The organism is Nocardia sp. NPDC056541 (assembly GCF_042794235.1).
Lineage (GTDB): Bacteria > Actinomycetota > Actinomycetes > Mycobacteriales > Mycobacteriaceae > Nocardia.
In genome coordinates this window covers 59,925-86,129 of record NZ_JBHTUD010000017.1, presented here as the reverse complement: position 1 = coordinate 86,129, position 26,205 = coordinate 59,925, and the positions used below count along the sequence as shown (strand labels likewise).

The 26,205-nt window shown below is 68.5% G+C and carries 23 protein-coding genes; 8 read left to right on the top strand and 15 right to left on the bottom strand.

Translation table 11 applies throughout. The features are described 5' to 3' along the window. Positions 1–41 precede the first annotated feature (41 nt). Positions 42–209 (top strand): hypothetical protein, encoded by a 168-nt coding sequence (locus tag ACFQ9R_RS26940; protein ID WP_378994186.1) that lies wholly within the window; start codon positions 42–44, stop codon positions 207–209. A 19-nt stretch (positions 210–228) separates the two neighbouring features. Here ACFQ9R_RS26940 and ppc read toward each other — a convergent pair whose 3' ends face one another. From ppc to ACFQ9R_RS26920, 4 genes are all read right to left on the bottom strand, one after another. Continuing rightward, positions 229–3,000, bottom strand: a complete 2,772-nt coding sequence (gene ppc, locus ACFQ9R_RS26935) for a phosphoenolpyruvate carboxylase (RefSeq protein ID WP_378994184.1) — start codon at positions 2,998–3,000, stop codon at positions 229–231. A 66-nt stretch (positions 3,001–3,066) separates the two neighbouring features. Beyond that, positions 3,067–3,489, bottom strand: coding sequence for a VOC family protein (locus tag ACFQ9R_RS26930; RefSeq protein WP_378994182.1), 423 nt, complete (start codon positions 3,487–3,489; stop codon positions 3,067–3,069). Positions 3,490–3,553: 64 nt separating this feature from the next. Next, positions 3,554–4,111, bottom strand: coding sequence for a sugar O-acetyltransferase (locus ACFQ9R_RS26925; protein WP_378994180.1), 558 nt, complete (start codon positions 4,109–4,111; stop codon positions 3,554–3,556). A 40-nt stretch (positions 4,112–4,151) separates the two neighbouring features. After that, complete coding sequence (locus tag ACFQ9R_RS26920) at positions 4,152–5,219, bottom strand: ABC transporter substrate-binding protein (protein WP_378994178.1); 1,068 nt, start codon at positions 5,217–5,219, stop codon at positions 4,152–4,154. A 107-nt stretch (positions 5,220–5,326) separates the two neighbouring features. Between ACFQ9R_RS26920 and ACFQ9R_RS26915 the strand changes: the two genes are divergently transcribed. From ACFQ9R_RS26915 to ACFQ9R_RS26885, 7 genes are all read left to right on the top strand, one after another. After that, a complete protein-coding gene (locus ACFQ9R_RS26915; RefSeq protein WP_378994176.1) occupies positions 5,327–6,334 on the top strand; it encodes a FecCD family ABC transporter permease in 1,008 nt (335 codons plus the stop codon). After that, entirely contained in the window at positions 6,331–7,413 is a 1,083-nt protein-coding gene (locus tag ACFQ9R_RS26910; protein ID WP_378994174.1) for a FecCD family ABC transporter permease, read from the top strand. Before ACFQ9R_RS26915 ends, ACFQ9R_RS26910 begins: the two co-directional genes overlap by 4 nt. Continuing rightward, positions 7,413–8,222, top strand: a complete 810-nt coding sequence (locus ACFQ9R_RS26905) for an ABC transporter ATP-binding protein (RefSeq protein ID WP_378994172.1) — start codon at positions 7,413–7,415, stop codon at positions 8,220–8,222. The genes ACFQ9R_RS26910 and ACFQ9R_RS26905 overlap by 1 nt, the downstream gene beginning before the upstream one ends. A 16-nt stretch (positions 8,223–8,238) precedes the next feature. Beyond that, positions 8,239–8,880: a TetR/AcrR family transcriptional regulator gene (locus ACFQ9R_RS26900; RefSeq protein WP_378994169.1), complete on the top strand. Its 642-nt coding sequence runs from the start codon at positions 8,239–8,241 to the stop codon at positions 8,878–8,880. 79 nt (positions 8,881–8,959) lie between these two features. Continuing rightward, the gene (locus tag ACFQ9R_RS26895; protein WP_378994167.1) at positions 8,960–10,342 is read left to right on the top strand and encodes a lipase family protein; all 1,383 of its coding nucleotides are present in this window, start codon (positions 8,960–8,962) and stop codon (positions 10,340–10,342) included. A 97-nt stretch (positions 10,343–10,439) separates the two neighbouring features. After that, on the top strand, positions 10,440–11,066 hold the full coding sequence (locus ACFQ9R_RS26890) for a hypothetical protein (RefSeq protein WP_378994165.1): 627 nt from the start codon (positions 10,440–10,442) through the stop codon (positions 11,064–11,066). After that, positions 11,057–12,598: a hypothetical protein gene (locus ACFQ9R_RS26885; RefSeq protein WP_378994163.1), complete on the top strand. Its 1,542-nt coding sequence runs from the start codon at positions 11,057–11,059 to the stop codon at positions 12,596–12,598. The genes ACFQ9R_RS26890 and ACFQ9R_RS26885 overlap by 10 nt, the downstream gene beginning before the upstream one ends. A 21-nt stretch (positions 12,599–12,619) precedes the next feature. Here ACFQ9R_RS26885 and ACFQ9R_RS26880 read toward each other — a convergent pair whose 3' ends face one another. The 11 genes from ACFQ9R_RS26880 to ACFQ9R_RS26830 form a co-directional block, all read right to left on the bottom strand. Next, the gene (locus ACFQ9R_RS26880; RefSeq protein WP_378994296.1) at positions 12,620–13,186 is read right to left on the bottom strand and encodes an ATP/GTP-binding protein; all 567 of its coding nucleotides are present in this window, start codon (positions 13,184–13,186) and stop codon (positions 12,620–12,622) included. Between the two features lie 10 nt (positions 13,187–13,196). Continuing rightward, positions 13,197–13,637 carry a DUF742 domain-containing protein gene (locus ACFQ9R_RS26875; RefSeq protein WP_378994161.1) on the bottom strand — a complete coding sequence of 147 codons (441 nt, stop codon included), beginning with the start codon at positions 13,635–13,637 and terminating at the stop codon, positions 13,197–13,199. Further along, positions 13,634–14,062 (bottom strand): roadblock/LC7 domain-containing protein, encoded by a 429-nt coding sequence (locus ACFQ9R_RS26870; RefSeq protein ID WP_378994159.1) that lies wholly within the window; start codon positions 14,060–14,062, stop codon positions 13,634–13,636. Before ACFQ9R_RS26870 ends, ACFQ9R_RS26875 begins: the two co-directional genes overlap by 4 nt. A gap of 28 nt (positions 14,063–14,090) precedes the next feature. Next, positions 14,091–16,835, bottom strand: coding sequence for a nitrate- and nitrite sensing domain-containing protein (locus ACFQ9R_RS26865; RefSeq protein ID WP_378994157.1), 2,745 nt, complete (start codon positions 16,833–16,835; stop codon positions 14,091–14,093). A 380-nt stretch (positions 16,836–17,215) separates the two neighbouring features. Next, positions 17,216–18,241: a hypothetical protein gene (locus ACFQ9R_RS26860; protein ID WP_378994155.1), complete on the bottom strand. Its 1,026-nt coding sequence runs from the start codon at positions 18,239–18,241 to the stop codon at positions 17,216–17,218. Positions 18,242–18,287: 46 nt separating this feature from the next. Then, a complete protein-coding gene (locus ACFQ9R_RS26855) occupies positions 18,288–18,788 on the bottom strand; it encodes a PspA/IM30 family protein (RefSeq protein ID WP_378994153.1) in 501 nt (166 codons plus the stop codon). Between the two features lie 52 nt (positions 18,789–18,840). After that, positions 18,841–19,599 (bottom strand): alpha/beta hydrolase, encoded by a 759-nt coding sequence (locus ACFQ9R_RS26850; RefSeq protein WP_378994151.1) that lies wholly within the window; start codon positions 19,597–19,599, stop codon positions 18,841–18,843. Continuing rightward, a complete protein-coding gene (locus tag ACFQ9R_RS26845) occupies positions 19,596–21,011 on the bottom strand; it encodes a TerD family protein (RefSeq protein WP_378994149.1) in 1,416 nt (471 codons plus the stop codon). Before ACFQ9R_RS26845 ends, ACFQ9R_RS26850 begins: the two co-directional genes overlap by 4 nt. Before the next feature lie 302 nt (positions 21,012–21,313). Then, on the bottom strand, positions 21,314–23,815 hold the full coding sequence (gene pheT, locus ACFQ9R_RS26840) for a phenylalanine--tRNA ligase subunit beta (protein WP_378994147.1): 2,502 nt from the start codon (positions 23,813–23,815) through the stop codon (positions 21,314–21,316). A 19-nt stretch (positions 23,816–23,834) separates the two neighbouring features. Continuing rightward, positions 23,835–24,896, bottom strand: a complete 1,062-nt coding sequence (pheS, locus tag ACFQ9R_RS26835; RefSeq protein WP_067457595.1) for a phenylalanine--tRNA ligase subunit alpha — start codon at positions 24,894–24,896, stop codon at positions 23,835–23,837. Between the two features lie 366 nt (positions 24,897–25,262). Next, positions 25,263–25,835, bottom strand: coding sequence for a Uma2 family endonuclease (locus ACFQ9R_RS26830; protein WP_378994145.1), 573 nt, complete (start codon positions 25,833–25,835; stop codon positions 25,263–25,265). Between the last annotated feature and the right edge of the window lie 370 nt (positions 25,836–26,205).

The window sequence follows — 26,205 nt, the reverse complement described above, 5'->3', positions numbered from 1 at the left end:
CGCACGGGGGTGTTCACCCCGTTCTACCCGAGGATCAGCCTATGTTCGCCAAGATCGCCCGCCCGCTCGCCGTCGCCGCCCTTGCCCTGTCCGTAACCGGGATCGGCGCCGCAACCGCATCGGCCGCCCCCGCACAGCCGGTCGTCGGCTCGGTGTCGATCTGCACCGGCATCCCGGTCGGGCCCTTCACCATCAGCGTCTGCCTGTAGCCGCTACCCCGAGTTGCCGCTACCCCGAGTTGCGCAGCGCGGTGGCCAGGCCGTTCATGGTGAGCAGGATGCCCCGCTTCACCAGTTCGGAATCGTCGCCGCCGCGCAGCCGGGCCAGCAGGTCGACCTGGAGCTGGTTCAGCGGCTCCAGGTAGGGGAAGCGGTTGTGGATCGACTCGGCCAGCGACGGGTTGTCGCTGAGGAGTTCGGCGTGGCCGGTGACCGCGAGGTACATGCGGACGGTGCGGGCGTGTTCGTCGGCGATCATGGCGAAGATCTTCGCGCGCAATGTTTCGTCGGTGACGAGCTCGGCGTAGCGGGCGGCGATGTCGAGGTCGCTCTTGGCCATCACCTGGGCCAGGTTCGACAGCACGGTATTGAAGAACGGCCACCGCTGGTAGAGGTCGGTGAGACGCGCGAGGCGGGCCGGATCGTCGCCGACCCAGTCTTCGAGCGCGGTACCGGTGCCGTACCAGCCGGGCAGCATGACCCTGGCCTGGCTCCAGGCCATCACCCAGGGGATCGCGCGCAGGTCCGAGACCGAATTGGTGGGTTTACGGGAGGCGGGGCGGCTGCCGATATTGAGGTCGCCGACCTCGGCGACCGGGGTGGATTCGCGGAAATACTCGACGAAGCCGGGGGTGTCGTGCACCAGGTTCGCGTAGGCGGCGCGAGCGCGGGCGGCGAGGTCGTCGAGGAGTTCGTAGGCCGGTTCGGCATCGTCGCCGAGACCTTCCACGTCCAGTAGCGTCGACTCCAGGGTGCCCGCGATCAGCGACTCCAGATTGCGGTGTGCCGCACCGGATTCGGAGTATTTCGCGGCGATCACCTCACCCTGTTCGGTCAGTCGCAGCGAACCCCGCACCGCGCCCGCGGGCTGCGCCAGGATGGCGTCGTAGCTGCGGCCGCCGCCGCGACCGACGGTGCCGCCGCGACCGTGGAACAGCCGCAACCGAATACCCGACTTCCTGGCCACCTCCACCAGGTCCAGTTCCGCGCGGTAGAGCGCCCAGTTCGCGGCGAGATATCCGCCGTCCTTGTTGGAATCGGAGTAGCCGAGCATCACTTCCTGGCGCATGCCCGCCGCCTCGACCAGCTCGCGATAGACCGGAACCTCCAGCACCGCGGCCAGCGTCGACGCACCGGCGCTGAGGTCCTCGATGGTTTCGAACAGCGGAACGATGCCGACGGGACAGCTCGGCGCGGTGTCGGCGGTGCCCGGATCGAGAATGCCGGATTCCTTCAGCAGCAACGCCGCTTCGAGCATGTCACTGACCGAGGTGCACATGCTGATGATGTAGTTCGGGACGGCGGCGGCACCGAAGGTATCGATGACCTCCTTGGCGGCGCCCAGGACCCCGAGTTCCTTGGCGGCGAGTTCGCTCAGCTGCGCGTTCGGCCCGAGAAGTGGTCGGCGCGTGCGCAATTCCGCGGCGAGCAGCTCCACCCGCTGGGCTTCGGACAGGCTCGGATAGTCGGGATGCACGCCCGACCACGCCAGCAGTTCGGTGACCACCTGCTCGTGGACCTCGGAGTTCTGCCGCATGTCCAGGCCCTGCAGGTGGAAACCGAAGGTCTCGATGGCGTGGCGCAGCGCGGCGAGACGGTCGTCGGCGAGCAGTCCGTCACCGCTGGCGCGCATGGACTCGTCGATCGCGTCGAGGTCGTCGAGGACCGATTGCGGTGTCGGATACGGCGCCGCGCCGGTGTCGAGGCCGTGTTCGGGCAGTTCACCGAGCGCGAGCTCGGCAGTGGCACTGAGCCGGGCCCGAATCGCGTGCAGCGCACGGCGATACGGCTCGTCGGCGAACAGGCCGGGGTCGGGGTAACCCGCTGCCGCGAGTTCTGCGACCCGGGGTGTCACCCGCACCAGGCGGGCCGATTGCGACAGGGTCTTCTCGAGTTCGACCAGCTCGTCCAGGTAGCGGCCGAAGGCGTAGGCGGCGGCCTGCTCGGCGGCGGTGTGCACGACTTCGGCTGTCACGAACGGGTTTCCGTCACGGTCGCCGCCGATCCACGAGCCGGGACGCAGGATCGGGCGCGGCAGGAGGTCTTCGGCGGGCCAGCGCGTCCGCAGCGCCGCGCGCACCTGCGCGTTGATCGCGGGGATCACGTCGTAGAGGGTCAGGTCGTAATAGCGCAGACCGACGGAGATCTCGTCCTGGATCCGCAAGCGCGCCAACCGGATCAGCGCCGTGCGCCACAGGGTGAGCACTTCGCGGCGGATCCGCTGTTCGGATTCGTCGAGGCCGGGCTCGCCGGGTTCGAGGCGCCGGCGCAGGCGCATCAGCTCGGTGATCTTGGACTGCACGTCGAAGACGGTGCGCCTGCGGGTTTCGGTCGGATGCGCCGTGATCACCGGGGAGACGAGCGCGTCGGTGAGCAGGTCGGCCACCACGGTGCCGTCCAGGCCGGCCGCGTCGAGTTTGTCGTAGGTGGCGGCCAGGGAGGAGTCCTGGGGTGGCTCGCCCGCCGCCACGTGCACGGCGCGGCGTCGATCACGCTGGATGTCCTCGGCCAGGTTGGCCAGCAGCACGAAGTAGCTGAACGCCCGGATCAGCGGGATCGCGACCTCGGTGGGGGTGCCGTCGAGCATGTCGGCGACGGCGCTGCGCTCGACCTCCTCGCGGCGCACCCGGAACGCCTCGATGCGGACGCGCTCGATCAGGTCGAACACCTCGGGACCTTCGTGGTCGCGGATGGTGTCGCCCAGGATGCCGCCGAGGAAGCGGATGTCCTCGCGCAGCGGCCGGGTAGCTTCGGGTTCCATCTCGATTCGCGATTCGCCCATGGTCGAACAGTATTGCCGCCGGGCCGCGGGCGCGACCCGACGCCGCACCCGCACCGCATGTCGCGCTCAGCCGTGGTGGCGAGCGGTGAAGCGGATCTGATTGCCCCACGGGTCACGGAACGCGCAGTCGCGGCCGTATTGCTGGTTCACGATCTCCTGGGCGACTTCGGCCCCGGCGTCGCGGATACGGGTGAAGGTGGCGTCGATGTCGTCGGTGGCGAAGATGACGGTGGACTGGGCACCGCTGTCGATGCGCGCGAGCGCGGCCGCCCGGTAGGCGGGGTCGGGGGCCATCTCCGGGACCTCGAGCACGAATTCCAGGTTCTTCTGGTCGACCGGGCCGACCGTCAGCCAGCGCGTGTTGTCGCCGAACGGCATGTCGGTGCGGACCTGCAGGCCGATCAGGTCCCGATAGAAGGTGAGGGCCTGGTCCTGGTCGCCCACGAGCAGCATGACGTGGGTCAGGGAGAGATCTTCGCCGTGGCGCATCCGGTCTCCTTGGGTCGGGCGTCAGCGGTGCGCAGGCGCCTGCGTTCCAGCGTAGCCAGCGAACCTAGAGTTGCCGGATCACCCGCGCCGGATTGCCCGCCGCGAACACCCGGTCGGGCAGATCGCTGGTCACCACGGCGCCCGCGCCGACCACCACGTCATCACCGATGGTCACACCCGGGCACACGATCACCCCGCCACCGAACCAGGCATTGTTCCCGATCCGGATCGGCGCCGCCGATTCCCAGCGCTGCCTGCGCTTTTCGTGATCCTGCATCGGATGCAGCGCGGTGAGCAGCTGACAGCGCGGCCCGATCGAACAGTCGTCGCCGATGGTGATCGGCGCGCAGTCGAGCAGGATCGCGTCGTAGTTGAGGAAGCTGTTCGCCCCGATCTCGATCAGGTATCCGTAGTCACACTGGAACCGCGGCATGATCCACGAACCCTCCCCCAGCTTGCCGAGGAGATCACCCAGCAACTCGGTGCGCCGCCCGGTCTCGTCGGGCCCGGTGCGATTGAACTCGTCGCACAACCGTTGTGCCCGTTGCCGTTCGGCCACCAGTTCCGGATCGATGTCCTTGTACAGCTCGCCGGCCAGCATCCGCTGCTTCTGTTCGCCCACCCCGCCGAGTGTAGGGGTGGGCGAACACGGCGCGTTCGACCTACTTGGCCGGGTCGACCTCGAAGGTCTCGGCGATGTCGTCGAGGACCGCGTGGGCGCCGGTGAGGCCGACCGAGGTCAGCCAGACCAGGTCGTCGACCGGAGTGACCTTGCCGCGCAGCTGGTTCCACAGCGGGTTGGCCTCGGCGGCCGCCTTGCGCTGTGCGGCGGCGTCCTCGCCGTTGCTGGTGAGGAAGACGTAGTCGGCGTCGGCGTCGAGGAGCCGCTCAGGGCTGAGGGTGATCGAGAAGTCGTTCTTGGGGTCGTCGGACTTGTCGAGCTGGTTCAGACCGGCGTCGGCGAAGATGTCGCCGACAAAGCTGACCCGCTGCATCAGCCGGTCTTCCTTGGGCAGGAAGCGCAGTAGCGACACGGTCGGCGCGTTGCCACCGTTCTTCGCCTTGATCGCCGCCCCGATCTTGGTGGCACGGTCCTGGTATGCCGCCAGCTTGGCCTGCGCCAGGTTCTCCTTGTCGACCGCCTTGGCGAGCAGCAGCAGGTTCTCCTTCCAGGTGGCGCCGGTGGTCTGGCTGAACACCACCGGCACGGTGCCCGAACCGAGCTTGATGCCCTTGAACTGCTCGTACTGCTTCTCGTGGCGCACCTTCGCCGACACGATCAGATCCGGCCGGGCGCCGGCCAGTTTCTCGATATCCGGGGTCTGCAGATTGCCGATGTTCACCGCTCGCCCGCCGCAGGTCTGAGCGGCCGCGCCGAGGAACGCGGGCAGCTTCTCGCCCATGGACTGGTAGGTCGTGTACGCGACGACTTCGGTGTTCAGCACCAGGGCGGCGTCGACGAACGTCTGATCCAGCGCCGCGACCCGAACCGGCCGGGTGGTGATGGTCGCCGGGTCGACGACCGTGCCGACATTCGTGCCCGCCTTGTCCTTGACCGCCCCGGCCTCGATGGTGCGCGGGTACGCGCCGCCGTCGAGGTTGCTCGCGGTATCGCAATCGCTGCTCGCGGCGCCGGTGGCCGACCGGTCCTGGCCACACGCGGACAGGCTCAGGACGGCGGCGGCGACTGCCGCGGCGGCGGCGAGCCGACGGCTCAGTGGGGTGTTCATCGAGGTCTCCCGAGTGGTTCAGAGTTCTTTAGGGTTGCTAACCTAGCGAAGCCTTACCTAATTACCAACTATGAAGAGGGACAGTGCCCGCATCGCCGCCCGGAGTCGTGTTCGCCAACACACGGTCTCGCCGGTTGCTACTCATCGCCGGACTCGTGGCCGCGGTGTTCGCGACCGTCCTGCTCAGTTTGGCCATCGGTTCCAAATTCATTGCTCCCCTTGATGTTCTGCATGCACTCGGCGGCACGACCGACACCGAGACCGGCGCCATCGTCAACGGTCTGCGCCTGCCACGCACGCTGCTGGGGGTCCTCGCCGGTCTCGCGCTCGGCATCGCGGGCGCGGTGATCCAGGGTCACACCAGAAACCCTCTCGCCGACCCCGCGCTGCTCGGCATCACCCAGGGCGCGGCGCTCGGCATCGTCCTGGCGGTGATGATCGGCGGCATCTCCAGCCTGTTCGGCTACGTGTGGTTCGGCTTCGCCGGCGCGCTGATCGCCACCATCACCGTGTTCGTCATCGGCGCGACGGGCCGCGGCGGACCGACCCCGGTGACCCTCGCCCTGGCGGGCGCCGCCGTGAGCTACCTGCTGCAGGGCCTGATCTCGGCAGTGGTGCTGTTCGACACCGACGTCACCGACATCTACCGCTTCTGGAAGGCCGGTTCGCTGGTCGGATCCAACCTGGACCTCCTCGGTAAGGCCACCCCGTTCATCCTGGTCGGGATCGTCCTCGCGCTGGCCAACACCTCCGCGCTCAACGCGCTCAGCCTCGGCGAGGACACCGCCCGTGCGCTGGGCCATCGCGTTTCGCTGGCGCGCGCCGTCGGCATCGGCTCGATCGTGCTGCTCACCGGCGCGGTCGTGGCGATCGCGGGACCGCTCGGCTTCGTCGGGCTCGTCGTCCCGCACCTGGCCCGCGGTATCACCGGGCCCGACTACCGCTGGCTGGTCCCGGTCGCCGGGTTGCTCGGCGTGGTCATGGTGCTGGTCGCCGACATCGCGGGGCGGCTGGTGCTGGACAAGGGCGAACTTCCGGCGGGCATCATGCTGGCCTTCGTCGGCGTCCCGTTCTTCATCGTGTTGGTCCGCCGCCGAAAGCTGGTGAGCATATGAGTACCGTCCGGGCGGTCCGGCTGGGACCGGTGTCCTGGCAACTGCGACTGCGCACGACGGCGGTCCTGGTCGTCGGGCTCGCGATTCTCGGCGCCGCGAGTTGCGTCGCGCTGGCGCTGGGCACCTACACGATGCCCGACGGCGGTCCGGTCACGCCGTGGGACGTGCTCGCGGTGCTCGGCGGTGGCGGCGACGACGGCCTGGCCTATGTGGTGTGGGATCTGCGGCTGCCGCGGATTCTCACCGGGGCGCTGGTCGGCGCGGCACTGGCGCTGTCCGGCGCGATCACGCAGGGCATTGCCCGAAACCCGTTGTCCAGTCCCGATATTCTCGGCGTCACGGCGGGCTCGAGCGTGGCCGCGGTCGCGGTGATCGCGCTGTCGGGCAGCCGTGGCCAGATCAGCGGCGCCGCCGCCGAGATCGGGGTGCCGATCGCGTCCATGCTCGGCGGCCTACTCGCCGCGCTCGGCGTTTTCCTCCTGGCCTGGCGCGGCGGTATCGAGGGCTATCGGCTCGTGCTCGTCGGTCTCGGCGCCGGTTCGCTGCTGTCCAGCGTGACCTTCTGGCTCCTCAGCGTCGGCGACGTGGATATCGCGACGCGGGCGGTGACCTGGCTGACCGGCAGCCTCAACGGCAGCAGCTGGATCCAGGTGACACCGGTGGCGATCGCCCTGGCTGTCCTGGTGCCGGTCGTCCTCGGGGGCACCCATCTGCTCGGCGCGCTGCATTTCGGCGACGACACCGCCCGCTCACTCGGCGTGCGGCTCAACGCCGCCCGGCTGACGCTCCTGGTGCTGGCCGTGTTGCTCGCCGGAGTCGCCACCGCCTCGGCGGGCGCCATCATCTTCATCGCGCTCGCAGTGCCGCAGGTAGCACTGCGTCTCACCGGTTCGGCACAACCACCGCTGCTCACCTCGGTGGTGCTCGGCGCGGCCTTCACGGTCGCCGCCGATCTGGTCGCGCGCACCCTGCTGCCCGCCGGCGAACTGCCCGTCGGGGTGATCACCGCTGTCCTCGGCGCGCCCTATCTGATCTATCTGTTGATGCGGCGCAATCGCGTCGGGAAAGCGGGCGTGTGATGACCGTTCGGCTGCAGGCCAGCGAGCTGACCCTCGGCTACGGGCCGACAACCGTCGTGGACGGTCTGGATCTGGACATCACCGGTGGCACCGTCACCGCGGTGATCGGGCCCAACGGGTGCGGCAAATCCACCCTGTTGCGCGCGATGGCCCGGCTGCTGCGGCCCGCCGGTGGTCATGTCCACCTGGACGGCAAACGGATCGACCGCATGTCGACCAAGGACGTGGCACGCGTGCTGGGCATCCTGCCCCAATCCCCGCTGGCTCCGGAGGGTCTCACCGTCACCGACCTGGTCGCCCGCGGCAGGCACCCGCACCAGCGCTGGTACCGCCAGTGGTCCGACGACGACGAAGCCGCCATCACCGAGGCGCTGACCTGGACCGACATGGTCGAGTTCGCCGATCGCTCCCTCGACGAGTTGTCCGGCGGCCAACGCCAGCGCGCGTGGATCTCGATGGCGCTGGCCCAGAACACCGACCTGCTCCTGCTCGACGAACCCACCACCTTCCTCGACCTCGCCCACCAGATCGAGGTTCTCGACCTGGTCCGGCGCCTGCACGCCGAAGCGGGCCGGACGGTGGTGATGGTGCTGCACGACTTGAATCTCGCCGCGCGGTACGCGCATCGACTGGTCGCGATGCGCGCGGGCCGGGTGGTTGCCGCGGGTACGCCCGCCGACGTGCTCACCGAGGACGTGGTGGCGCAGGTGTTCGGACTGCGCGCCAAGGTGATCGACGACCCGGTCACCGGCACTCCGCTGGTGGTCCCGATCGGCCCCGTCGACGCCGGCGCCTCGACCGAAGCCTGAACAGTAGGGTCATGGGGTGACCTCTGGGCGGACTCGACACAACTACACCGGCACCTCGGTCGCCGAACGACAGGTCGAGCGCCGGGCGCTGTTCATCGACGCGGGACTGACCGTGTTCGCGGAGAAGTCGTACGTCAACAGTTCGCTGACCGATGTGTGCGCGGCCGCGGGGCTCTCGCGTCGGCAGTTCTACGAACAGTTCGCCGGGCGCGAGGAACTGCTCGTCGCGGTGTACGACTCCGTGCAGGACAAGGCCGGGGCGGCGGTGGCCGCCGCGCTGGCAGCGGCGGACTCCGACGAACTGCGCACGCTGATCGACGCGGCCGTACGGGCGTACACGACGGCGATCACCGACGACATCCGATGCGCCAAAGTCGCTTTCGTCGACATCGTCGGGGTGAGCCCCGAGATCGAGGCGTATCGGGCGCAGGTCAGGGATCGGTGGGGCGAGGTGGTCACCGCGATCGCGGCCGGTCGCGACGGGGTGCGGATGCCGCCCGGCGGCTGGCGGGTGCCGATGGCGGCGTTCATCGGGGCGGTGAACGGCGCCGTGCACCAGTGGAGCCTGGACGACCCGAGACCACCCGTCGACGAACTGGTCGACGTGTTCTCCACCATCCTGAACAGCCTGATCTCAGCGACGCCCCCTGGCGCGTGATTGCGATCTGCGCCACACCCATGTCATAGTTGCCGCTATTGAGACGAAGGCGTCTCAATTCATGTGAGGACTGTGCGCGATGAGATCTCCCTTCGTTCAGCGATGGCTTGCCCTTGCCACCGGTGTGCTCGCGGCGGCAACGGTGATGACCGCCGGGCCGGTCGCGGCCGAGCCGCCGGCGGCGCCCCCGCCGGTGATTCCACTACCGCCCGAATGGGATCCGGGCTTCTACCTACCGCCCGCGGACGTGGTGGCGGCGACCGCGCCGGGTGCGATCATCGCGGTCCGGCAGGTGCGAGTCGCCGATTTCGGTCTGCTGCCGATCGATGTCGACGCATGGCAGGTGTCGTATCGCTCCAACAACAGCCGTGACGAGGCGATCCCCGCGGTCGCCACCCTGATCAAGCCGCGCGGGCAGGCGCCGAACCCGCGCAAGCTGCTGTCGGTGCAGCTGGCCGAGGACTCGACCGCGGGCTACTGCGCACCCTCCTATGCGCTGCAACATCTCTCGGCGGCCGCGGTAGCGGGCCAGATCGTGGTGCCCGCCGAGTTCCTGTTCGCGCAGGCAGCGCTGTCACAGGGCTGGGCCGTGGTCGTTCCGGACCATCAGGGCCCCGATTCGGCCTACGCGGCCGGACCACTGGCGGGCCGGATCACCCTCGACGGCATTCGCGCCGCGACCAACTTCGCCCCGCTCGAGGCGGGACCGACCGCACCGGTGGGCCTCTACGGCTACTCCGGCGGTTCCATCGCGACCGGTCACGCCGCCGAACTGCACAGCAGCTACGCGCCCGAACTGAACATCGTGGGCGCGGCAGAGGGCGGGGTCGGGGCCGATCTCGGCGCCGCCTTGAGCATGGCGAACAACCAGGCGACCTCGGGTCTGGTGTTCGCCGCCGTGCTGGGACTCACCCGCGAATATCCCGATTTCGCCGCCTACCTCGATCAGCGGCTCGATCCGCTCGGCAAGGCCCTGTTCGCGATCAAATCGCCGCTGTGCGTGCAGTATCAGTCGGCGCTGCTGCCGTTTCTGAATCTGACCGGCATGATCGGTTCCGACGGTAATCCCCTCGACGATCCGCCGGTCGCGGAAATGCTCGACGACACCCGCATGGGCAAGTCCGTCCCCGGCATGCCGCTGTTCGTCTGGCATTCCGCGTGGGACGAGATCCTGCCGCTGGCCGCGACCGACACCTTGGTCGACACCTACTGCAGCGATCCGAACACCTCGCTGACCTACACCCGCGACCACGCCAGCGAACACATCGTCGCGGAAGTGGTCGGCGGTCCGGCCGCGCTGATCTGGCTGCGCGACCGCCTCGACGGCGTCCCCGCCGCCCCCGGCTGCACCACCTCCGACGCGGGCACCATGGCCGCGACCCCCGGCGCCCTGGACTTCCTCGGCGACTCGCTCGCCGCGAAGTTCGCATCCCTGTTCGGCATGCCGCTCGGGAGCCGCTGACTCGACGAATCGGCGAACTCGGCGATACACATTGACGTTCGATGTTGATTTGTATCATACTCGCCGAGTTCGTCGATCATGAGCAGGAGGTGCCCCGTTGACCGACAACGCGCGGGCCGCGCTGGAGATTCTTCGCGATGCGAGCCAGTTCAAGTGGTATGTCATTCCGCTGTTACTGGTGGTCATCTACATCTACGCGGTCGAAGTCGAGCGGCGTAACTGGAATGTGCTGTTCGCCGGGCTCGCGCTGTGGGGCATGGACTGGTTCAACGAGATCTGGAACGCGCTGGTCTTCCACTTCACCGAGCGGGCACCGGTCTGGGCGGCGAGCGGACCGACGGCCTACCAGATCCTGATCGGGCTGAACATCGAGATCTGCTTCATGTTCGCGATCATGGGCATCGCGGCCGCGAAGATGTTGCCGCCGAAGGAAACCCGGATCTTCGGGCTGCCGAACCGGCCGGTGCTGATCGCGATCAACTCGATCGCGGCGGTGGGTGTCGAGATACTGCTCAACAAGGCCGGCGTGCTGACCTGGGATTGGTCGTGGTGGCAGCCGAGCTTCCCGTTCCTGATCTGGATCATCGGGTACGTGCCGTTCTTCGCGGCCTGCTTCTTCGTGCACGATCTACCGAGCGTGCGGAGCAAGGCGCTGGTGGTCGGCACGATCTTCGGGATCGACGCGATCGCCCTGATCGGTTTCGGTGCGGCGGGATGGCTGTGAGGCGCGGGCACGCCGTCCGGCGTACAGCGCTGATCGCGGCAGCCGGACTGGTATTCGCCGGAGTGACAACACAATCGGCGGCCATCGCCGATCCGGGGTGTCTGCCGGTGGGTACGGTCGGCACCCCGGAGGTGAGCGTCGACGCATCCGACGCCGGACTGGCGGCGTTCGCCCCGGCAACGGTCGCGCTGCCCGAGCGGGTGTATTTCCGCACCACCACCGAGTCGTTCAACCGCCGCTGGACCTTCGCAACCCGCGACGGTCAGGTGTACGTGAAACCGGCTGCCGCGCCGGGTGGTTGGCGCATGATCGCGCTGCCGGGCTGCCTGGCGGGCACGATCGCCGGTGTCTCGGCCGACGACGACGAAGTGATGATGATCGACCGCGACGGCCGGTTCGTCACGATGGATCACGCACTCAGCGCTCCCGCGGACTGGAACTGGAGCAGCCGCTACGGCGCCCCGCTGTGGACCGGGCCCGGCAACACGCTGCCGCCGGGCGCGCCGGCCTGGTCGTGGTCGGTGTTGTCGCCCACCGAGGATCACGTGTGGACAGATACCGCGGGCAACGAACACCCCGTCGGCGGGGCGAAGGTGTCGCACGTCTTCGCGCTGACCCACGGCGGTCAGCGGATCCAGTACGTCGACCCGTGGCTACCGGTGGACCACAGCTACGAGATGAGCACTCCGCTCGGTGGGCGGTTCCAGGCTGTCGCGTTGTCCACCAGCGCGTCGACCTCGCTGGTCGTCAACCGGTACGGCGACTTCTACACGCGCCTCTACGATTTCGACATCTCCGGCGCGGACAAGGTCTTCTTCCGCTACTCCTACGAGGACCAGCGCGGCCTACCCGAAGCGCCGGACATGCTGTCGGAGCGCATCGATCCTCGCTACGCCGCCATCCAGCTGCCCGCACCGGACTGGGTCGCGCAGCCGAAGGTGCCCGGTGAGATCACCGACCGCATCTCCGTCCACCGGACCGGGCCCGGCTCGGCGGCACGAGAGCTGCGCGTCGAAGGGCGCGACGGTGGCCGGACCGGGTTCTGGCGCAAGATGCTCACCGACGCGTCGTGGACCTTCGTCGTCACCGATCAGCCGCTTTCCGGGGCGGCACTGGAGAACTCGCCGGTGCACCGCGCTCACGAGACGCTCGGTCCTGTGTCCGAGTACGACTACCAGGGCGTTTCGGCCCAGGGGTGGACCGCACGCATCCAGTCCTTCGATCCGGCCGTCTCCCCCACACCGCTGCGGATCGAATTCGGTGACGGGAGCGGGCTGGACGTCGTGCTGCACACCGTCGACGGCTTGCGGCAGACACCGCAGCAGCCCGGGATCACCGCGCAGCCGCGGTTCTTCGACGGGACCATCGAAGTACCGCGGGAACTTCTCGCCTCCATAGACGCGCAGCCGAGCGTCGTGCGCGACTTCCTGCGGAACACGCTGGGCGCCAAGCGATTCACCGACACCTCGGTCGATGTCACCGACACGCGGTTCCACCTGGCCCTGTCGGACCTCACACTGCATCGACGCTGACCGGTGCGACGGGAGGTGGGCTCAGCTCACCTCCCGTTGACGAGGTTGGACGCGGTGCAGCAGGACCTGTTCGAGCAGCGCGACCAGGACATCGCGCACGGAGTCGCGGTCGCGGGCATCGCAGTCCAGCACCGGGATCCAGTCGTCGAGGCCGAGCGCTTCACGGACTTCACCGAGATCGAAGCGGGTCGCGTCGGCGAAGCGGTTCACCACCACGACGAAGGGCGTGTGGTGTTCCTCGAAGTAGTCCAGGACGGGGTAGCAGTCTTCGACCCGGCCGGTGTCGACGACGATCACCGCGCCGAGGGCGCCGTCGACCAGGTCGTCCCAGAGGAACACGAATCGATCCTGGCCGGGAGTGCCGAAGAGGTAGAGGATCAGCGACCGGTCGAGGGTGATCCGGCCGAAGTCCAAAGCCACTGTGGTCGCGGTCTTTTCGGCGCGACGACCGGGGTCGTCGACACCGATGGAGACTTCGGTCATCGACGCTTCGGTGACCAGTGGCTCGATTTCGGAGATGGCGCCGATGAAGGTGGTCTTACCGACGCCGAAGCCGCCGCTGATCACGATCTTCACCGACGACGGCATGGCTGGTGCCTCAAAGTGCGCGGACAAGGTCGCGGATCCTCTCGATGGCGGCGGTCGACAGTTCCGGCGCGTCACGGACGGTCACATGCCCCGCCGCCGCCAGATCGCTGACGATCACCTTGGCGATGCCGACCGGAACCCGCAGGGCGGCACCGATTTCGGCGATGGAGTGCGGCGTCAGACACAGCTGCACCACGGTGCGTTCTTCGAACCGCAGCGGCGCCGACAGTGCGGACGGCGGTGCCTGGACGAGGGTTTCGATGCGCAGGCCGTCCAGCACCGGGACGGTGCGGCCCGCGGTGACCACGAACGGGCGAACGAAGCGGTCGTCGACATCGTCGTGGTCGGTGGGGGTCACCGGCACCGACGGGACGAGACCACGCCACCCCGCCGGCTGGTTCATCGGGATCATGCGCGGGTCCGGCAGCCGCGGGAGATCGAAATCTCTCATCTGCGCAACGACTCTCGCAATTCGCTGATCAGCAGCGGGTCCAGCAGTGATCCGGCGCGTTCGGCGAGGATCGCCATCTCGTAGCCGACCAGGCCGACATCACAGCCGCCGTCGGCGATCACGCCGAGGCAGCTGCCGTCGCCCAGCGCCGACACCAGCAGGAAGCCGCGCTTCATCTCGATCATGATCAGTTTGAGGCCGTCGAAATCGTAACTGCGCGAGGCACTCCGGGCGAGGCTGGCCAGGCCCGACACCATCGCGGCGAGCCGGTCGGCGCCGGTGCGGTCGAGTCCGTCCGACATCGCGATCAGCAGCCCGTCGGAGGAGACGGCGACGGTGTCACGCACGCCGTCGGTATTGCGGACGAAGTTGCCGAGCAACCAGTTGAAGGTGTGTGGATCGGCGGTCGGTAGGTGGGTGGTCACCGGGTCTCCTGGGGTCTTGTCCGATCGGTCAGCGGGTGGGATCGAGTGGAGCGGAAGGGGATTCGGTCTCGCCGCCGCGTTCGTGGCCGGTGCGGAACGAGGAGAGCATGCTGCGGGTCTGGTCGGGGGTCCGTTCGACAACCGGGGGCCGGGCCTGGCCTGCGGCCGGATCGCGGCGGGGCCGCTCGGGCGCACCGGTGATCTTGGCGCGCTTGCTGCGTTTGACCAGGCCGTTGCGGGTGCGTTCGACGGCGGGTGCGCCGATGGACTCCACGGCGGGCAGTTCACGCGATGGCGGTACCGGCGAGCTGGTGTGTCCTCGGGCCTGCCCCTCCGAGCGTTCCGGGGCTACCACGCCGTAGTGGTCCGCAGCCGACGCCCCGTTGGGGGCCGCACCGTTGCGCGGACGCGCGGAATCGGTGGAACTGCTGAGGAACTGCGCGTAGACGGAGCCGGTGGACGAATGGTTCGCCGCGGCCGGACCACTGCCGTTGGTGCTGTTGCCGGCTCCCGATTCCGGATTCCGGCTGTGCCGCGACCGCCCGTTGGTGCCGGTCGGCGACGCCGAGCCACCGCGGATGGCGTGCGACGTCTCGCCGAGGAAGCCGACCGGTCGATCATCGCTACGGTCCGCACCTGGCACGCCGGCCGGGATCGCGTGGTGGCCCGGTGTCGCCGAACCGATCGTGGCCCCAGTGTGTGCGGGTGCCACCGTGTGACCCACGGCGACGGAGGTGTCCGTGCGCTCCAGGGTTGCGGGTTCGGCCAGATCCTGACTTGCGGGGCCGCGGGCGGCGCCCTCTCGCGGATCCGCTGCCTGCCCGGCTTTTCCGTCGGCGAGCAGCGACGGCGGGAGGAGCAGGCGGGCGACAATGCCGCTGACCGGTGACGTGTTCAGTTCCACGTCGATGCCGAGGCGCCCCGCCAGCCGACCGACCACGTAGTGGCCCAGGTAGCGGGTGGAGGCCACGATGAAGTCCTGCTCGCCGCGCAGCCGGGCATTGGCTTCGGCGAGTTGCTCGGCGGGCATGCCGACGCCGTGATCGACGACGGCGAGCAGGTAGCCGCCCGCGACCTTGCGGCCGTACACCTCGACCTCGAGATCGGGCGGCGAGAAGGCCAGCCCGTTCTCGATGAGTTCGGCCAGGATGTGCGCCAGTTCGCTGACGACGGCGCCGGTCACCGCGATGTCGTCGATCCGGCGCAGCACCACCCGCCGGTAGTCGTCGACCTCGGACAGCCCGGCCCGGATCACGTCGGTGAGCGCGATCGGCTCGGCCCACCGGCGCGGACTCGCCTCGCCGACCAGCACCAGCAGACTTTCGGCGTTGCGCCGCATGCGGGTGGCCAGGTGGTCGAGTTCGAACAGGTTCGACAGTGCCTTCGGGTCGAGCTCCTCGCGTTCGAACTCGCTGATCAATCCCAGCTGACGGCGCACCAGGTTCTGATTGCGGCGGGCCAGATTCGCCATCGATTCGGTGGTGTTGCGCCGCACCAGCGCCTGCTCGGAGGCGAGGTCGAACGCGGTGGTCTGCACGCGATCCAACGCACCCGCGACAGCGGCGATCTCCACGCTCGCGCCGGGAGGCGTGCGCACGGAGGCGGGCGGATCGGGTTGAGCGTCGGCGGCACTGTGCCAGGCCGCGATCACCTCGGGTAGCCGGGTGGAGGCGACGTCGTCGGCTTCGGTCGCCAGCTGGGCCAGGGGGCGGACGATGGCCCTGATGCTGGCGAAGACGAGCGCAAACTCGGCGGCGATCGCCAACAGTGCGGCCAGCGCGAAGGCGGCCAGCATCAGCGCGGCGTCGCGGCGCAGTGTCTCGGCCCGCGCGCCGACGTCGTCGCCGATGACCTGCTGGACCCTGCGTTGCTCGTCGATGACCGCGGTCATCTGCGTCCACCACACGGCCGGGTCGACCTGCTGAACCAGCGGTCCCAGCGTCGAGGCGATCGCGACGTTCTCCGATTCGGTTGCCCGCGTGGCGTTCTCACTTGCCAGCACCGCGTCCAGACGTGCCTGCTGGGCGGGCGTCGCGTCGTGGCCGAAGGCGGTGAGCGCGGCATTGCGGGCAGCGCGGATGTCGAGGAACTGCACGTACTCCCCCGGCGCGAATTCTCCGGCGGCGAAAACGCCGTTGAGGAAACCGCGTTCACGAGCCGCGAATTCCTTCGCGTCACCGAGTGCGTAGAGCGCTTGCAGGCCGTGCCGGACGGCCGGGTCACGCGCCTGGTCGAGACCGAGCGAGAGACGGTTCAGCGCGTCGATGCCGTCGGTGTAGAACTGGAACGCCGCCTGCCGGGTGACATTGCGATTGTCGACCTGGGAGCGGATCGCGGGCAGACCCGCCAGATGACCCAGCGCCGAGCGCACCTCCCCCGCACCGGGCGGGTTCCCCACGACGGCGTTCACCAGGGCATGCAGGGCGGCGTCGGTACCCGTGCGCTGGTCGGTGACGGGTTGGCGCAGGCGCTGATCACCGCCGAGCAGACCGTTGCTCAGACCGCGTTCGCGCTGCACCTGATGCACGAGGTCCTGCGCGGCCAGCGCGACCGCCACCGCGTCCACGGTCTCCCCACTGCGGCGGTAGGCGCTGACCTGTGTCGACATGGTCAGCCCGAGCAGTGCGAGCACCAGCACCAGCGACACCACCAGGATCCGGGCGAGCTGTCCGGAGATGGTGCGCGGCCGGATCAGCCCGGCGCCGGCCCGCTGCCCTCGAGCGCCGCCATCCGATCGGGTTCCGGTCGGGTTCGGCCGGGAACGTGCACGCACACCTACTCCTTGGCAATGCCACCGCAACGTCGGTCACGGTGGCTCACGGAAAGTCAGGTGCAAACTTGCACTCCGCGCAGTGCGCGGTCAATGCGGAACGGTGTAAAGCAGCAATTCGTGCACTGATCTAAACATGCCGGAAATCCAGCGGGCTTTGTGTAGCCGAATGCTCACAGCCGCACCGGCGACGAGTTGGTCGGCCGGTTCACTGCCGGATACATACAGGTCACCAGAGAGCGTGACACACAGCACATGTGATGCGACCGATCAGAAGCGGCAATTCGAATGCTCGACATCACTACCGGTTGCGGCGATGTCACGCAAATCGAGAAGCAAAGTCGTATCGATCAATTCGCGTTGCCGAACGGTATTCGAGAGAATTACTCGCCGCCGAGAATTCCCAGCACCTGATCGGAGTAGAAGAAGGGCTCGAGCCGCTCCCGGATCAGCCCGGCCAACACACCGTTGCGCTTGGCCGCCTCGATGACAGCCGGCCCGTAGCGCAGGATCTCGGTACTGATGTCGTCGGCATCGAGACCGAGTTCGGGCAGCATCGCCGAGAGCGTGTGGTCGCTGTACCTGGCGTAGAACACCTCGACGCACTCGCGCACGAGCAGGCCGAAGTACTCCTTCTCCCTGGTCGTCACCGCGATCTCGTAGCAGATCTGGACCAGCTCGTTGAGGTCCTTCTGGGTGAGGTATTCGCGCAGGCCCGCGACGGGTTCGTCGGCGTGCAGGTCCCAGAATTCCATCGCCGCCGAGTGCACGGGCGCGTCGCGCAGCATGTCGCGGATGGCGTTGTTGGTGCGCTTGAGCGCGAACAGCGCGCCCTTGCCCGCGAGGTCACCGACGAAGGTGCTGTCGGCGGCGACCTTCTTGGCCCGGTTGGCAGCGGACTGACCCAGCGACATCAGCGAGGAGACGCCCGGAATCTTCTCGGCGCGCTCGCGATTGGCCTGCATGAAATCGCCGATCAGCTTGTCGACGAAGCGCGAGGCCACCGTGGCGACGAGCGGGCTCTCGGTGAGCCGGTCCAGGATCCGCTCCTGGGCCTGGTGCATGCCGAAGATCTTCTCCAGCAATGCTTCCACCGGTTCGCGGTCGACCACGTCGCCAAGGGTGTATTCGGTGTTCGAGGCGATGTGGTCGTAGATGGCGTCGGAGAAGATACCGACGGTATCGGCGATCACGGGGCTGCCGCCGATGCGGTCGAACACGGTGGCCACCGTCTGCTCGCCCTGTTCCAGGGAAACCACGTCACCGAACCTGATCGACTCGCCGACGGCCAGCACGGCGGCCACATCGCGGGCGATCACCTCGGCGAACCGTTCACCGGTCACCTCGGCGAGCAGGAATTCCACCTGCGCATCGAGTAGTCGGTCGGCGATCTGGCGCGCCTGCGTCATCTGTGTGTCCACCCATCACGTCGTTACCGGAAGGGAGGACGCGTGGCTACTTCTCGCCGGAATCGTTGCCCTGCACCGATTTCCGGATCTGATCCAGCCGCTCACGCGCGGCCTTCTCCCGCGCCTCCCATTGCTCGTCGACGCTGCGACCCGCGGGAGTCTGCCGGTCGAGCTCGTCCATTCCCTGCGCGGTGCCGAAACGCTGCTCGACCTTATCCCGAACCGAGTCGAATGTCGGCACTCCGGAAGTGGAATATCCGCCGGTGGCGGTGGGTGCGCCGGTCACCGGTAGCCCGGACGGTACCGGCGGTACCGGCATCGCGCCTCCGACCTGCCCGGATGCGACGGGCACCACATCCGCGTCGATGACGTTCGTGTCCAGAGTCACAGGCGATCCGGTTTCGGCATGACCGATCTCAGCCTGGGCCAGCGCGGCGGCGACCGCGCCGAGCCCGGGGCGTCCGGCGACCGCGGCGCGCAGCACCGACACCAGCTCGTCGTCGGGCAGCGCAGCCAGGCGGCCGAGGAGTTCGCTCGTTTCGCTCATACCGCCAGGCTACGCAGAATCAGCGACCCTCGACGACGACCGGGCTGCGGCGTTATCGAGCCGCCCAGTCGGCGATGATCTTCGGCCACTGGGCGCCGAGCGTGTCGATCACATCGTTGTGACCCGCGCCGGGCACCACGATCAGCTGTTTCGGTTCCCGCGCCGCCGCGTACAGGCGTTCGGCGTGGCGCAGCGGGAGGAGTTCGTCGCGGTCACCGTGCATCATCAGGACCGGGACGCGCAGGTTCGCGATGTGCCGCAGGCTCGGATACGCGTTCGGGATCAGCGGCGCGGGCAGGAACGGGTAGACCGAACGCGCGGCGGCGCGCATGCCGCTGAACGTCGACATGAGGATCATGCCCGCGGGCGGATATTCGCCCGCCAGTTCGAGCAGTACCCCGCCACCGAGAGATTTGCCCAGGTAGTAGACCCGATCGGGATCGACTTCGGATTGCTCGAGCAGGGCTTGGCGGGCAGCTCTGGCGTCGAGGTAAGTGCCCTGTTCGCTCGGGGTGCCCGTGCTGTGGCCGAAACCGCGGTAGTCGAAGGCGAGCACGTCGAAGCCGGCGTCGACCAGCAGCGCGATGATCGAGACGCGGTCGCCGATGGTGCCCGCGTTGCCGTGCGCGTAGAGGATGTGACCGCGGGGGCGCTCGGCCCGCACGAACCAGCCGTGCACATCGACGCCATCGGCGGTGCGCATGGTCAGATCGCGATAGTCCAGGCCGAGCGCCGCCGGGGTCTGGGCGACGTGCTTGTCGGGGTGGTAGACCAGCGCGTTGAGCACGCGCGTCGCGGGATGCCGGATCATTTGCCGCGGCCCGCCTGGAAGCCGAAGTCCCAGTTGTACAGGCGCGCGATCTCCACGACACCGCCGCCCGGTTGCCCGGCGGGCGGGCGGACGAAGCTGCCCTCGCGGCGCACCACGAACTCGCCGTCGACGTTCTCGAGCGCGAACAGCACCGCGTCGCGGGAGTTGTCGGTGCAGCCGTCGAGCGTCATCTCGATGGGCGCGGAATTCACGGTGTGCAGGGTGACGGTGGCGTGCACATTGCGGAAATCGCTGGCACCGTCGTAGATCGAGGCGAACACGAGGATGCGGCGGATGAACTGGGTGTAGTCGAGATTGACCGACAGGTTCTCGCCGGTGATGCTGGCACCGGTGCGGTCGTCCTGATCGAGGTGGATGAACGGCGGTTCGTAGAGGGCGCCGAAGCGGCGGTCGAGGGCGCGCACGGAACCGATCGCGCCGTTGACCAATTCGAAGAAGCAGCACAGGTCGAGGTCGATGTTCTTGCCGCGGAGTTTCCCGAAGAGGCGGCCGGTGGCGGCCATCGAGGTCCAATTGAGGTTCACGCGCATGACGCCGCCGGTGGCGCCGTGTTTCGTCAGGGAGACCGACGGGGCTTCTTTGGTGAGCGAGACCTTGGCGAGGTCGACCGGAGGTGGTGGGGGCGGGGCGAACTGGGGGTTGCGCTGGGGTGGGATGCCGGGCTGGTTCGGCGGCGGCGCGTACTGCTGCTGATTCGGCGGGAACACCGGGGTCGGCGGGCTCGGCGGCGGGGTGTGGGGCCGGTTCGGCTGAGGCGCGGGGATGAAGGGCTGTGTCGGCGGGGCGTACGACTGTTGCGGAGTCGGCTGCCCCGAGCCGAACGGCTGCGGGGGCGCGGGAGGCGCGGGAGGCGCGGGAGGCGCGGGAGGCGCGGGAGCATCGTCGACGGAGATGCCGAAATCGGTAGCGAGCCCGGCCAATCCGCTGTCATAACCCTGGCCGACCGCACGGAACTTCCACGCACCCTGGCGGCGGTACAGCTCGCCGAGCACGAACGCGGTTTCCGTGGTCGCCCCGCTGCTGTCGAACCGCGCAACCTCGGCGCCGGTCGCGGTGTCGATCACCCGGATGTAGAGCCCGTGGAACTGACCGAAGGTCCCCCCGTCGGCGGACGCGGCGAGCACGATCGTCTCGATCTGCGGCTCGACCTGCCCGAGATTCACCGAGAGCGCGTCGACAACGGTGTGTCCCTGCTGTTTTCCTTCGTGCCGCACCGCGCCCGAGGGATGCACGGCCTGGTTGTAGAACACGAAGTCGTCATCGGAGCGCACCTTCGCCCCGGCGAGCAACAGCGCGGACGCGTCGGCATCGGGCACACCCGGCCCCGACTGCCAACCCAATTCGACGCGGACCGCGGAAGCAGGCACCGCGACATTGGCACCTTTCATCATCGACACACCCTCCAACCTAGCCCGCCCCCGGTCCGAGCCCAACCGCTCGCCCCCACTCCCCGCGCACCACCGCCGAATTCTGGCGTCGTGCCGCGAAGGTGGATCCTTGCGCCGACTACGCGTGCCGGTCGTGATCGGCGGCGCGCCACCGGTGAGCGACAGCGGCCGCACTCGCGTCGCAGCGCCGGGTTCGGGTTCGGGTTCGGGTTCGGGTTCGTCAGACGTGAAACAACCTGAGGGACAACCGCTCACGACGAAGGCCGCCCGGCGGAACCGGGCGGCCTTCGGATGTCGGGTGAGGATCAGCCGCGCAGTTCGGCGCCGACCGCGGTGGTGGCCGAGGCGACGGCGGCGTCGCGGGCGGCGCTGGCCTCGTCTTCGGTGAGGGTGCGGTCGGGGGCCCGGAAGCGCAGGGCGTAGGTGAGGGATTTGCGGCCCTCGCCTGCTTGGGCGCCTTCGTAGACGTCGAACAGAGCGATGCTCTCGAGCAGGTCGCCGCCGCCGGTGCGGAGCGCGGTTTCGACCTGCGCGGCCGGGACGGTCTTCTCGACGCTGATCGACACGTCCTGCAGGACTGCCGGGAACGCCGAGATCGTCGGCGCGGGCAGGGATTCACTCAGCGGCAGGGCGTCGAGGTCCACTTCCAGCGCGCAGGTGCGCGGCGGCAGACCGGCGCGCTCCAGGACGGCGGGGTGGAGTTCGCCCGCGTGGCCGACGACCACACCGTCGACGAGCAGTTCCGCGCAGCGACCGGGGTGCCACGGGAGGTAGGCCGCGGCCCGGCGTTCGATGACCACACCCGCCGCGTCGGCGATGTCGTCGACCAGCGCGAAGGCATCGGCGGCCTCGGCCGCACGGCCGGGGCCCCACGGCCCGCGCGGGTCGTGCTTACCGCTGAGCACCGCGACGACGTGCACCGGCTGAGCGGGCAGCGACGCTTTGAGCTCGGCGATCTGCTCGTCGGTGGGACGACGGTCCACCGGCAACGCCTCGACCGAGTGGGTCTGCGCGCCGGGCTGCACCACCTGGGCGATGCCGTAGATCGTCAGGTCGCGCGCACCGCGCGAGATGTTGCGGGCGGCCACTTCCAGCAGACCCGGCAGCAACGTGGTCGCCAGTTCGGGGCGGTCGCTGTCGAGGGGGTTCAGGACGCGGGTGGTGTTGCGGCGCGGGTCGTCGGCGTCGAGCCCCCACACCTCGAATACGCCACCGGGCAGGAAGGCCGGCGGCGGCACCTCGACGGCACCGGCGAAGGCCAGCGCCCGGCTCACCGCACGACGACGCTGCTGCTGCGCGGTCAGACCGCGACCGCCGGGCGCGGTCGGCAGCACGGACGGGATCTGCTCGAGGCCCTCCAGCCGCAGGACTTCTTCGACCAGGTCAGCGGGCTGCGAGAGATCGGGGCGCCAGCTCGGCGGGGTCACCAGCAGCTGGGTCTTGCCCGCGTCGTTGACCTCGATCTCGACGCCCGCGCCGATCTGGGCCAGCCTGCGCACGGAGGTGCCCGCCGGGTAGGTGACGCCGGCGACGCGGTCGGGCAGGTCGATGTCCATCGCGATCGGCGCGACCGGCTCCAGCGGCACCCGGATGTCGGTGAGCGCGGATTCGATGGTGCCGCCGGTGATGTCGGCGAGCAGGGTGGCGGCGCGGTCGAGCGCGACGATGTTGATCTCGGGATCGACGACGCGTTCGTAGCGCTTGCCCGCCTCCGAGGAGAGCTTGTGCCTGCGCGAGGTCCGGTACACCCGCAGCGGATTCCAGACGGCGGCTTCCAGCACCACGTCGGTGGTCTCCGCGCCGACCTCGGTGCTCGCACCACCCATGACACCGGCGAGGGAGATGACGCCGGAATCATCGACGATCACCACGTCCTCGGCGTCGAGGGTGCGCTCGGTGTCGTCGAGGGTGCGCAGGGTCTCGCCCTTGTGCGCCGAGCGAACCACCAGACCGCCGTGCAGCTTCGCGGCGTCGAAGGCGTGCAGGGGCTGACCGAGTTCGAGCATCACGTAGTTGGTGACGTCGACAGCCGGGGAGATCGGCCGCATGCCCGACAGCATCAGCCTGCGCTGCAACCACAGCGGGCTCACCGCGTTCGGGTTGATCCCGGTGACGCGGCGCACGCCGAAGCGGGTGCAGTCCGCATCGTCGTCCAGGCGAACGGGCCAGGCCTCGGAGTCGGCCTCCGGCAGCGTGCGCACGGCGGGGTCGGCGTATTCGAGGTCGAACCCGCAGGCCAGCTCGCGGGCCAGGCCGCGCACCGAGAAGCAGTAGCCACGATCGGGGGTGATGTTGAGTTCGATGATCGTGTCATCGGTGCCGAGGAGCACGTTCGCGTCGTCGCCGGGCTGCGCGGAACCGGGCTCGAGCACCAAGATGCCGTCGTGATCCTTGCCGATGCCGAGTTCGGCGACCGAGCAGATCATGCCGTTGGAGGTGTGACCGTAGGTCTTGCGCGAGGAGATCGTGAACCCGCCGGGCAGCACGCCACCGGGCAGCACGACCACAACGAGGTCGCCGACCGCGAAATTGCGCGCGCCACAGACGATTTCCTGCAACTCAGGGTTGCCGACGTCGACCTTGCAGAAGCGGATCGGCTTCTTGAACTCGGTCAGTTCGGTGATCTCGGCGACGCGGCCGACGACCAGCGGCTTGTCGATACTGCCGCCGATCGGCTCGAGCTTGTCGACCTCTTCGACTTCCAAACCCACCCGGACGAAGCCCGCGTCGAGCTCTTCCGCCGACACCGACCACTCGGGGGTGGTGCGCTGCAGGATCTCGGTCAGCCAGGACTGTGCTACTCGCACTTGACGTTTCGCTCTCTCTCTAAGACCGGATACCGAAGGGCAGGGTGAACCGCACATCACCCTCGACGATGTCGCGCATGTCGGCGATGGTGGTCTGGAACTGCAGGGTGCGCTCCATGCCCATGCCGAACGCGAACCCGGAATACACCTCGGGATCGATGCCGCTGGCGATCAGGACCTTCGGGTTGACCATGCCGCAGCCGCCCCACTCGATCCAGCCCGCGCCGCCCTTCTTGTTCGGGAACCACACGTCGACCTCGGCCGACGGCTCGGTGAAGGGGAAGTAGTTGGGGCGCATGCGAGTACGGGTCTCGGGGCCGAACATGGCCTGGGCGAACGCGTCGAGGACACCGCGCAGGTGCGCCATGGTCAGGCCCTTGTCGATCGCCAAACCCTCCACCTGCGAGAACACCGGGGTGTGGGTGGCGTCGAGCTCGTCGGTGCGGAAGGTGCGACCGGGGCACGCGACGTAGATCGGCACCTCGCGCTCGAGCATGGACCGCACCTGCACCGGTGAGGTGTGCGTGCGCAGCACCTGGCGCGAGCCCTCCGGGGCGATGTGGAAGGTGTCCTGCATGGTGCGCGCCGGGTGGTCGGGCAGGAAGTTCAGCGCGTCGAAGTTGAAGTGCTCGGTCTCCACCTCGGGACCCTCGGCGACCTCCCAGCCCATGCCGACGAAGAAGTCGGCGATCTGCTCGGAGATCACGGTGATCGGGTGCCGGGCGCCCACGGGCCGACGACGGGCTGGCAGCGTGACGTCGATCTTCTCGGAGATGAGCACCGCCTGATCGCGCTCGGCCAAGAGCGCGGCACGGCGCGCCTCGAACGCGTCCGATACCCGCTTACGCGCGACGTTGACCCGCTTACCGGCCTCGGCCTTCTCCTCCTTGGGCACACTGCCCAGACCGCGCTGCGCGAGCGCGATCGGCGACTTACCGCCGATGAAGTCGGTCTTGGCGACCGCCAGCGCATCCAGATCGGCCGCCGCGGCAAACGCCTTCTCGGCCTCCGCCGCCGCTGCCGCGAGTGCCTCCTCGGTCAAAGAGGCGTTTTGCTCGACTCCACTGTTGTCGTCGGCCACGATCTTCTCGACTCTCCCCTGGGGATCGGTTCGCGGGCGCGTCATTGCCATCCCGCATCGGTGCTGCGTAAATCCTATGGGATGGGGTTGACGCGATTCATCCGGATTACTCGCGACGCGATCAGCGCAGGTCGGCAGGGTCGCGAGACAGACCGATCAGCGCACTGGAGGGCGCGGATCCACAGCGCGGGTCGCGCGAATTCTCGCACCCGGTTCCGGCGCGGGTTGTCGTCGACCGCGAACCACATGGATGCCACTCGAACATCCTGTGCGGGAAGTTCAGTGGCTCGCGAGCAAACTCGCGCACAGCCTTCGTATGGATCCTGCAATCGCGGCCTGACCGATCTGGTCAGGGGTCGTGCGCGGCTACTCGTCGTATCGGGGCAGGCAGGCAGTGTCGAGGGACAACCCCAGGGGATCGAGGAGGCTGATCGGGTCGCCGTATATGCCTTCGATCAGTTCGGCGTAGCCGCCTGCGGCGGGACCGGCGAACAATGCCCAGCGGCCGACGCGAGGGTCGATGACGAGCAGGGCGCGCACGCCCGCCGCGGCGTACCAGCCGTTCTTGCCGTTGATCTGCGCCGCCCGCTCCGACTTCGAGATCACCTCGACGGCGAGTTCGACATCGAGGGGGTCGGCGAGCCAGTCATCGTCGGTGTCCCAGGTGTCAGGGAGGATGACCAGGTCGGGAGTGCAGTAATCGTCGTCATCATCGGGCATCGCGATCGAGGTGACCTCATATGCGGCCAGCCCATTCGGCATCGATGCCTCCAACTGCTGACGCAGTCGGCGGATGGAACCCGCGTGTTTTCCACGTGGGGTCGGTGACATCACGAGCGCCCCTCCCAGAATCTCGACACGCAGACCGGTCGCGCGTTCGATCTCCTCGGCGACCTCACGAAGGTTGCCTGGCCGAGGATGCATCGCGGGAAGGGTCATGCGGTCGCTCCATTCGTGCGGACTGCTGTGGTCAACGATACCGCGACCTGGTCGAGCCAGTGATCAACCGGCTCACCGCGGTGACCTGGCAACGAATTCCCCCACGGTCCCCACGGAGCGCTCCGTACCGCGCGATATCGGAGCTGCGCGCGGCGTCGGGTGTTGTGCCTGAAATCGGCTGTTTCTCAGGGCAATCGGAAAGCAGTCCGAATTCGAGGGAACCGAATGGGATCGGGGCGCGTCCAAATGAGCAAACACACCAGCGTGTTCGACTCGAGAACAGGACGACTCGATGGCTGAACAGACCGGCGATCCGACGTCTGCGCGGGGGCGGCGTGCTCGACTCACCGCTGCGGGGAGCGGGCTTGCG

Bases quoted from the DNA above. Each gene is read 5' to 3' on its own strand.
- ACFQ9R_RS26940 (WP_378994186.1), top strand. From the start codon at position 42: ATGTTCGCCAAGATCGCCCGCCCGCTCGCCGTCGCCGCCCTTGCCCTG.
- ppc (WP_378994184.1), bottom strand. From the start codon at position 3,000: ATGGGCGAATCGCGAATCGAGATGGAACCCGAAGCTACCCGGCCGCTG.
- ACFQ9R_RS26930 (WP_378994182.1), bottom strand. From the start codon at position 3,489: ATGCGCCACGGCGAAGATCTCTCCCTGACCCACGTCATGCTGCTCGTG.
- ACFQ9R_RS26920 (WP_378994178.1), bottom strand. From the start codon at position 5,219: ATGAACACCCCACTGAGCCGTCGGCTCGCCGCCGCCGCGGCAGTCGCC.
- ACFQ9R_RS26910 (WP_378994174.1), top strand. From the start codon at position 6,331: ATGAGTACCGTCCGGGCGGTCCGGCTGGGACCGGTGTCCTGGCAACTG.
- ACFQ9R_RS26905 (WP_378994172.1), top strand. From the start codon at position 7,413: ATGACCGTTCGGCTGCAGGCCAGCGAGCTGACCCTCGGCTACGGGCCG.
- ACFQ9R_RS26895 (WP_378994167.1), top strand. From the start codon at position 8,960: ATGAGATCTCCCTTCGTTCAGCGATGGCTTGCCCTTGCCACCGGTGTG.
- ACFQ9R_RS26885 (WP_378994163.1), top strand. From the start codon at position 11,057: ATGGCTGTGAGGCGCGGGCACGCCGTCCGGCGTACAGCGCTGATCGCG.
- ACFQ9R_RS26880 (WP_378994296.1), bottom strand. From the start codon at position 13,186: ATGCCGTCGTCGGTGAAGATCGTGATCAGCGGCGGCTTCGGCGTCGGT.
- ACFQ9R_RS26875 (WP_378994161.1), bottom strand. From the start codon at position 13,637: ATGAGAGATTTCGATCTCCCGCGGCTGCCGGACCCGCGCATGATCCCG.
- ACFQ9R_RS26860 (WP_378994155.1), bottom strand. From the start codon at position 18,241: ATGACGCAGGCGCGCCAGATCGCCGACCGACTACTCGATGCGCAGGTG.
- ACFQ9R_RS26855 (WP_378994153.1), bottom strand. From the start codon at position 18,788: ATGAGCGAAACGAGCGAACTCCTCGGCCGCCTGGCTGCGCTGCCCGAC.
- ACFQ9R_RS26850 (WP_378994151.1), bottom strand. From the start codon at position 19,599: ATGATCCGGCATCCCGCGACGCGCGTGCTCAACGCGCTGGTCTACCAC.
- ACFQ9R_RS26845 (WP_378994149.1), bottom strand. From the start codon at position 21,011: ATGATGAAAGGTGCCAATGTCGCGGTGCCTGCTTCCGCGGTCCGCGTC.
- ACFQ9R_RS26830 (WP_378994145.1), bottom strand. From the start codon at position 25,835: ATGACCCTTCCCGCGATGCATCCTCGGCCAGGCAACCTTCGTGAGGTC.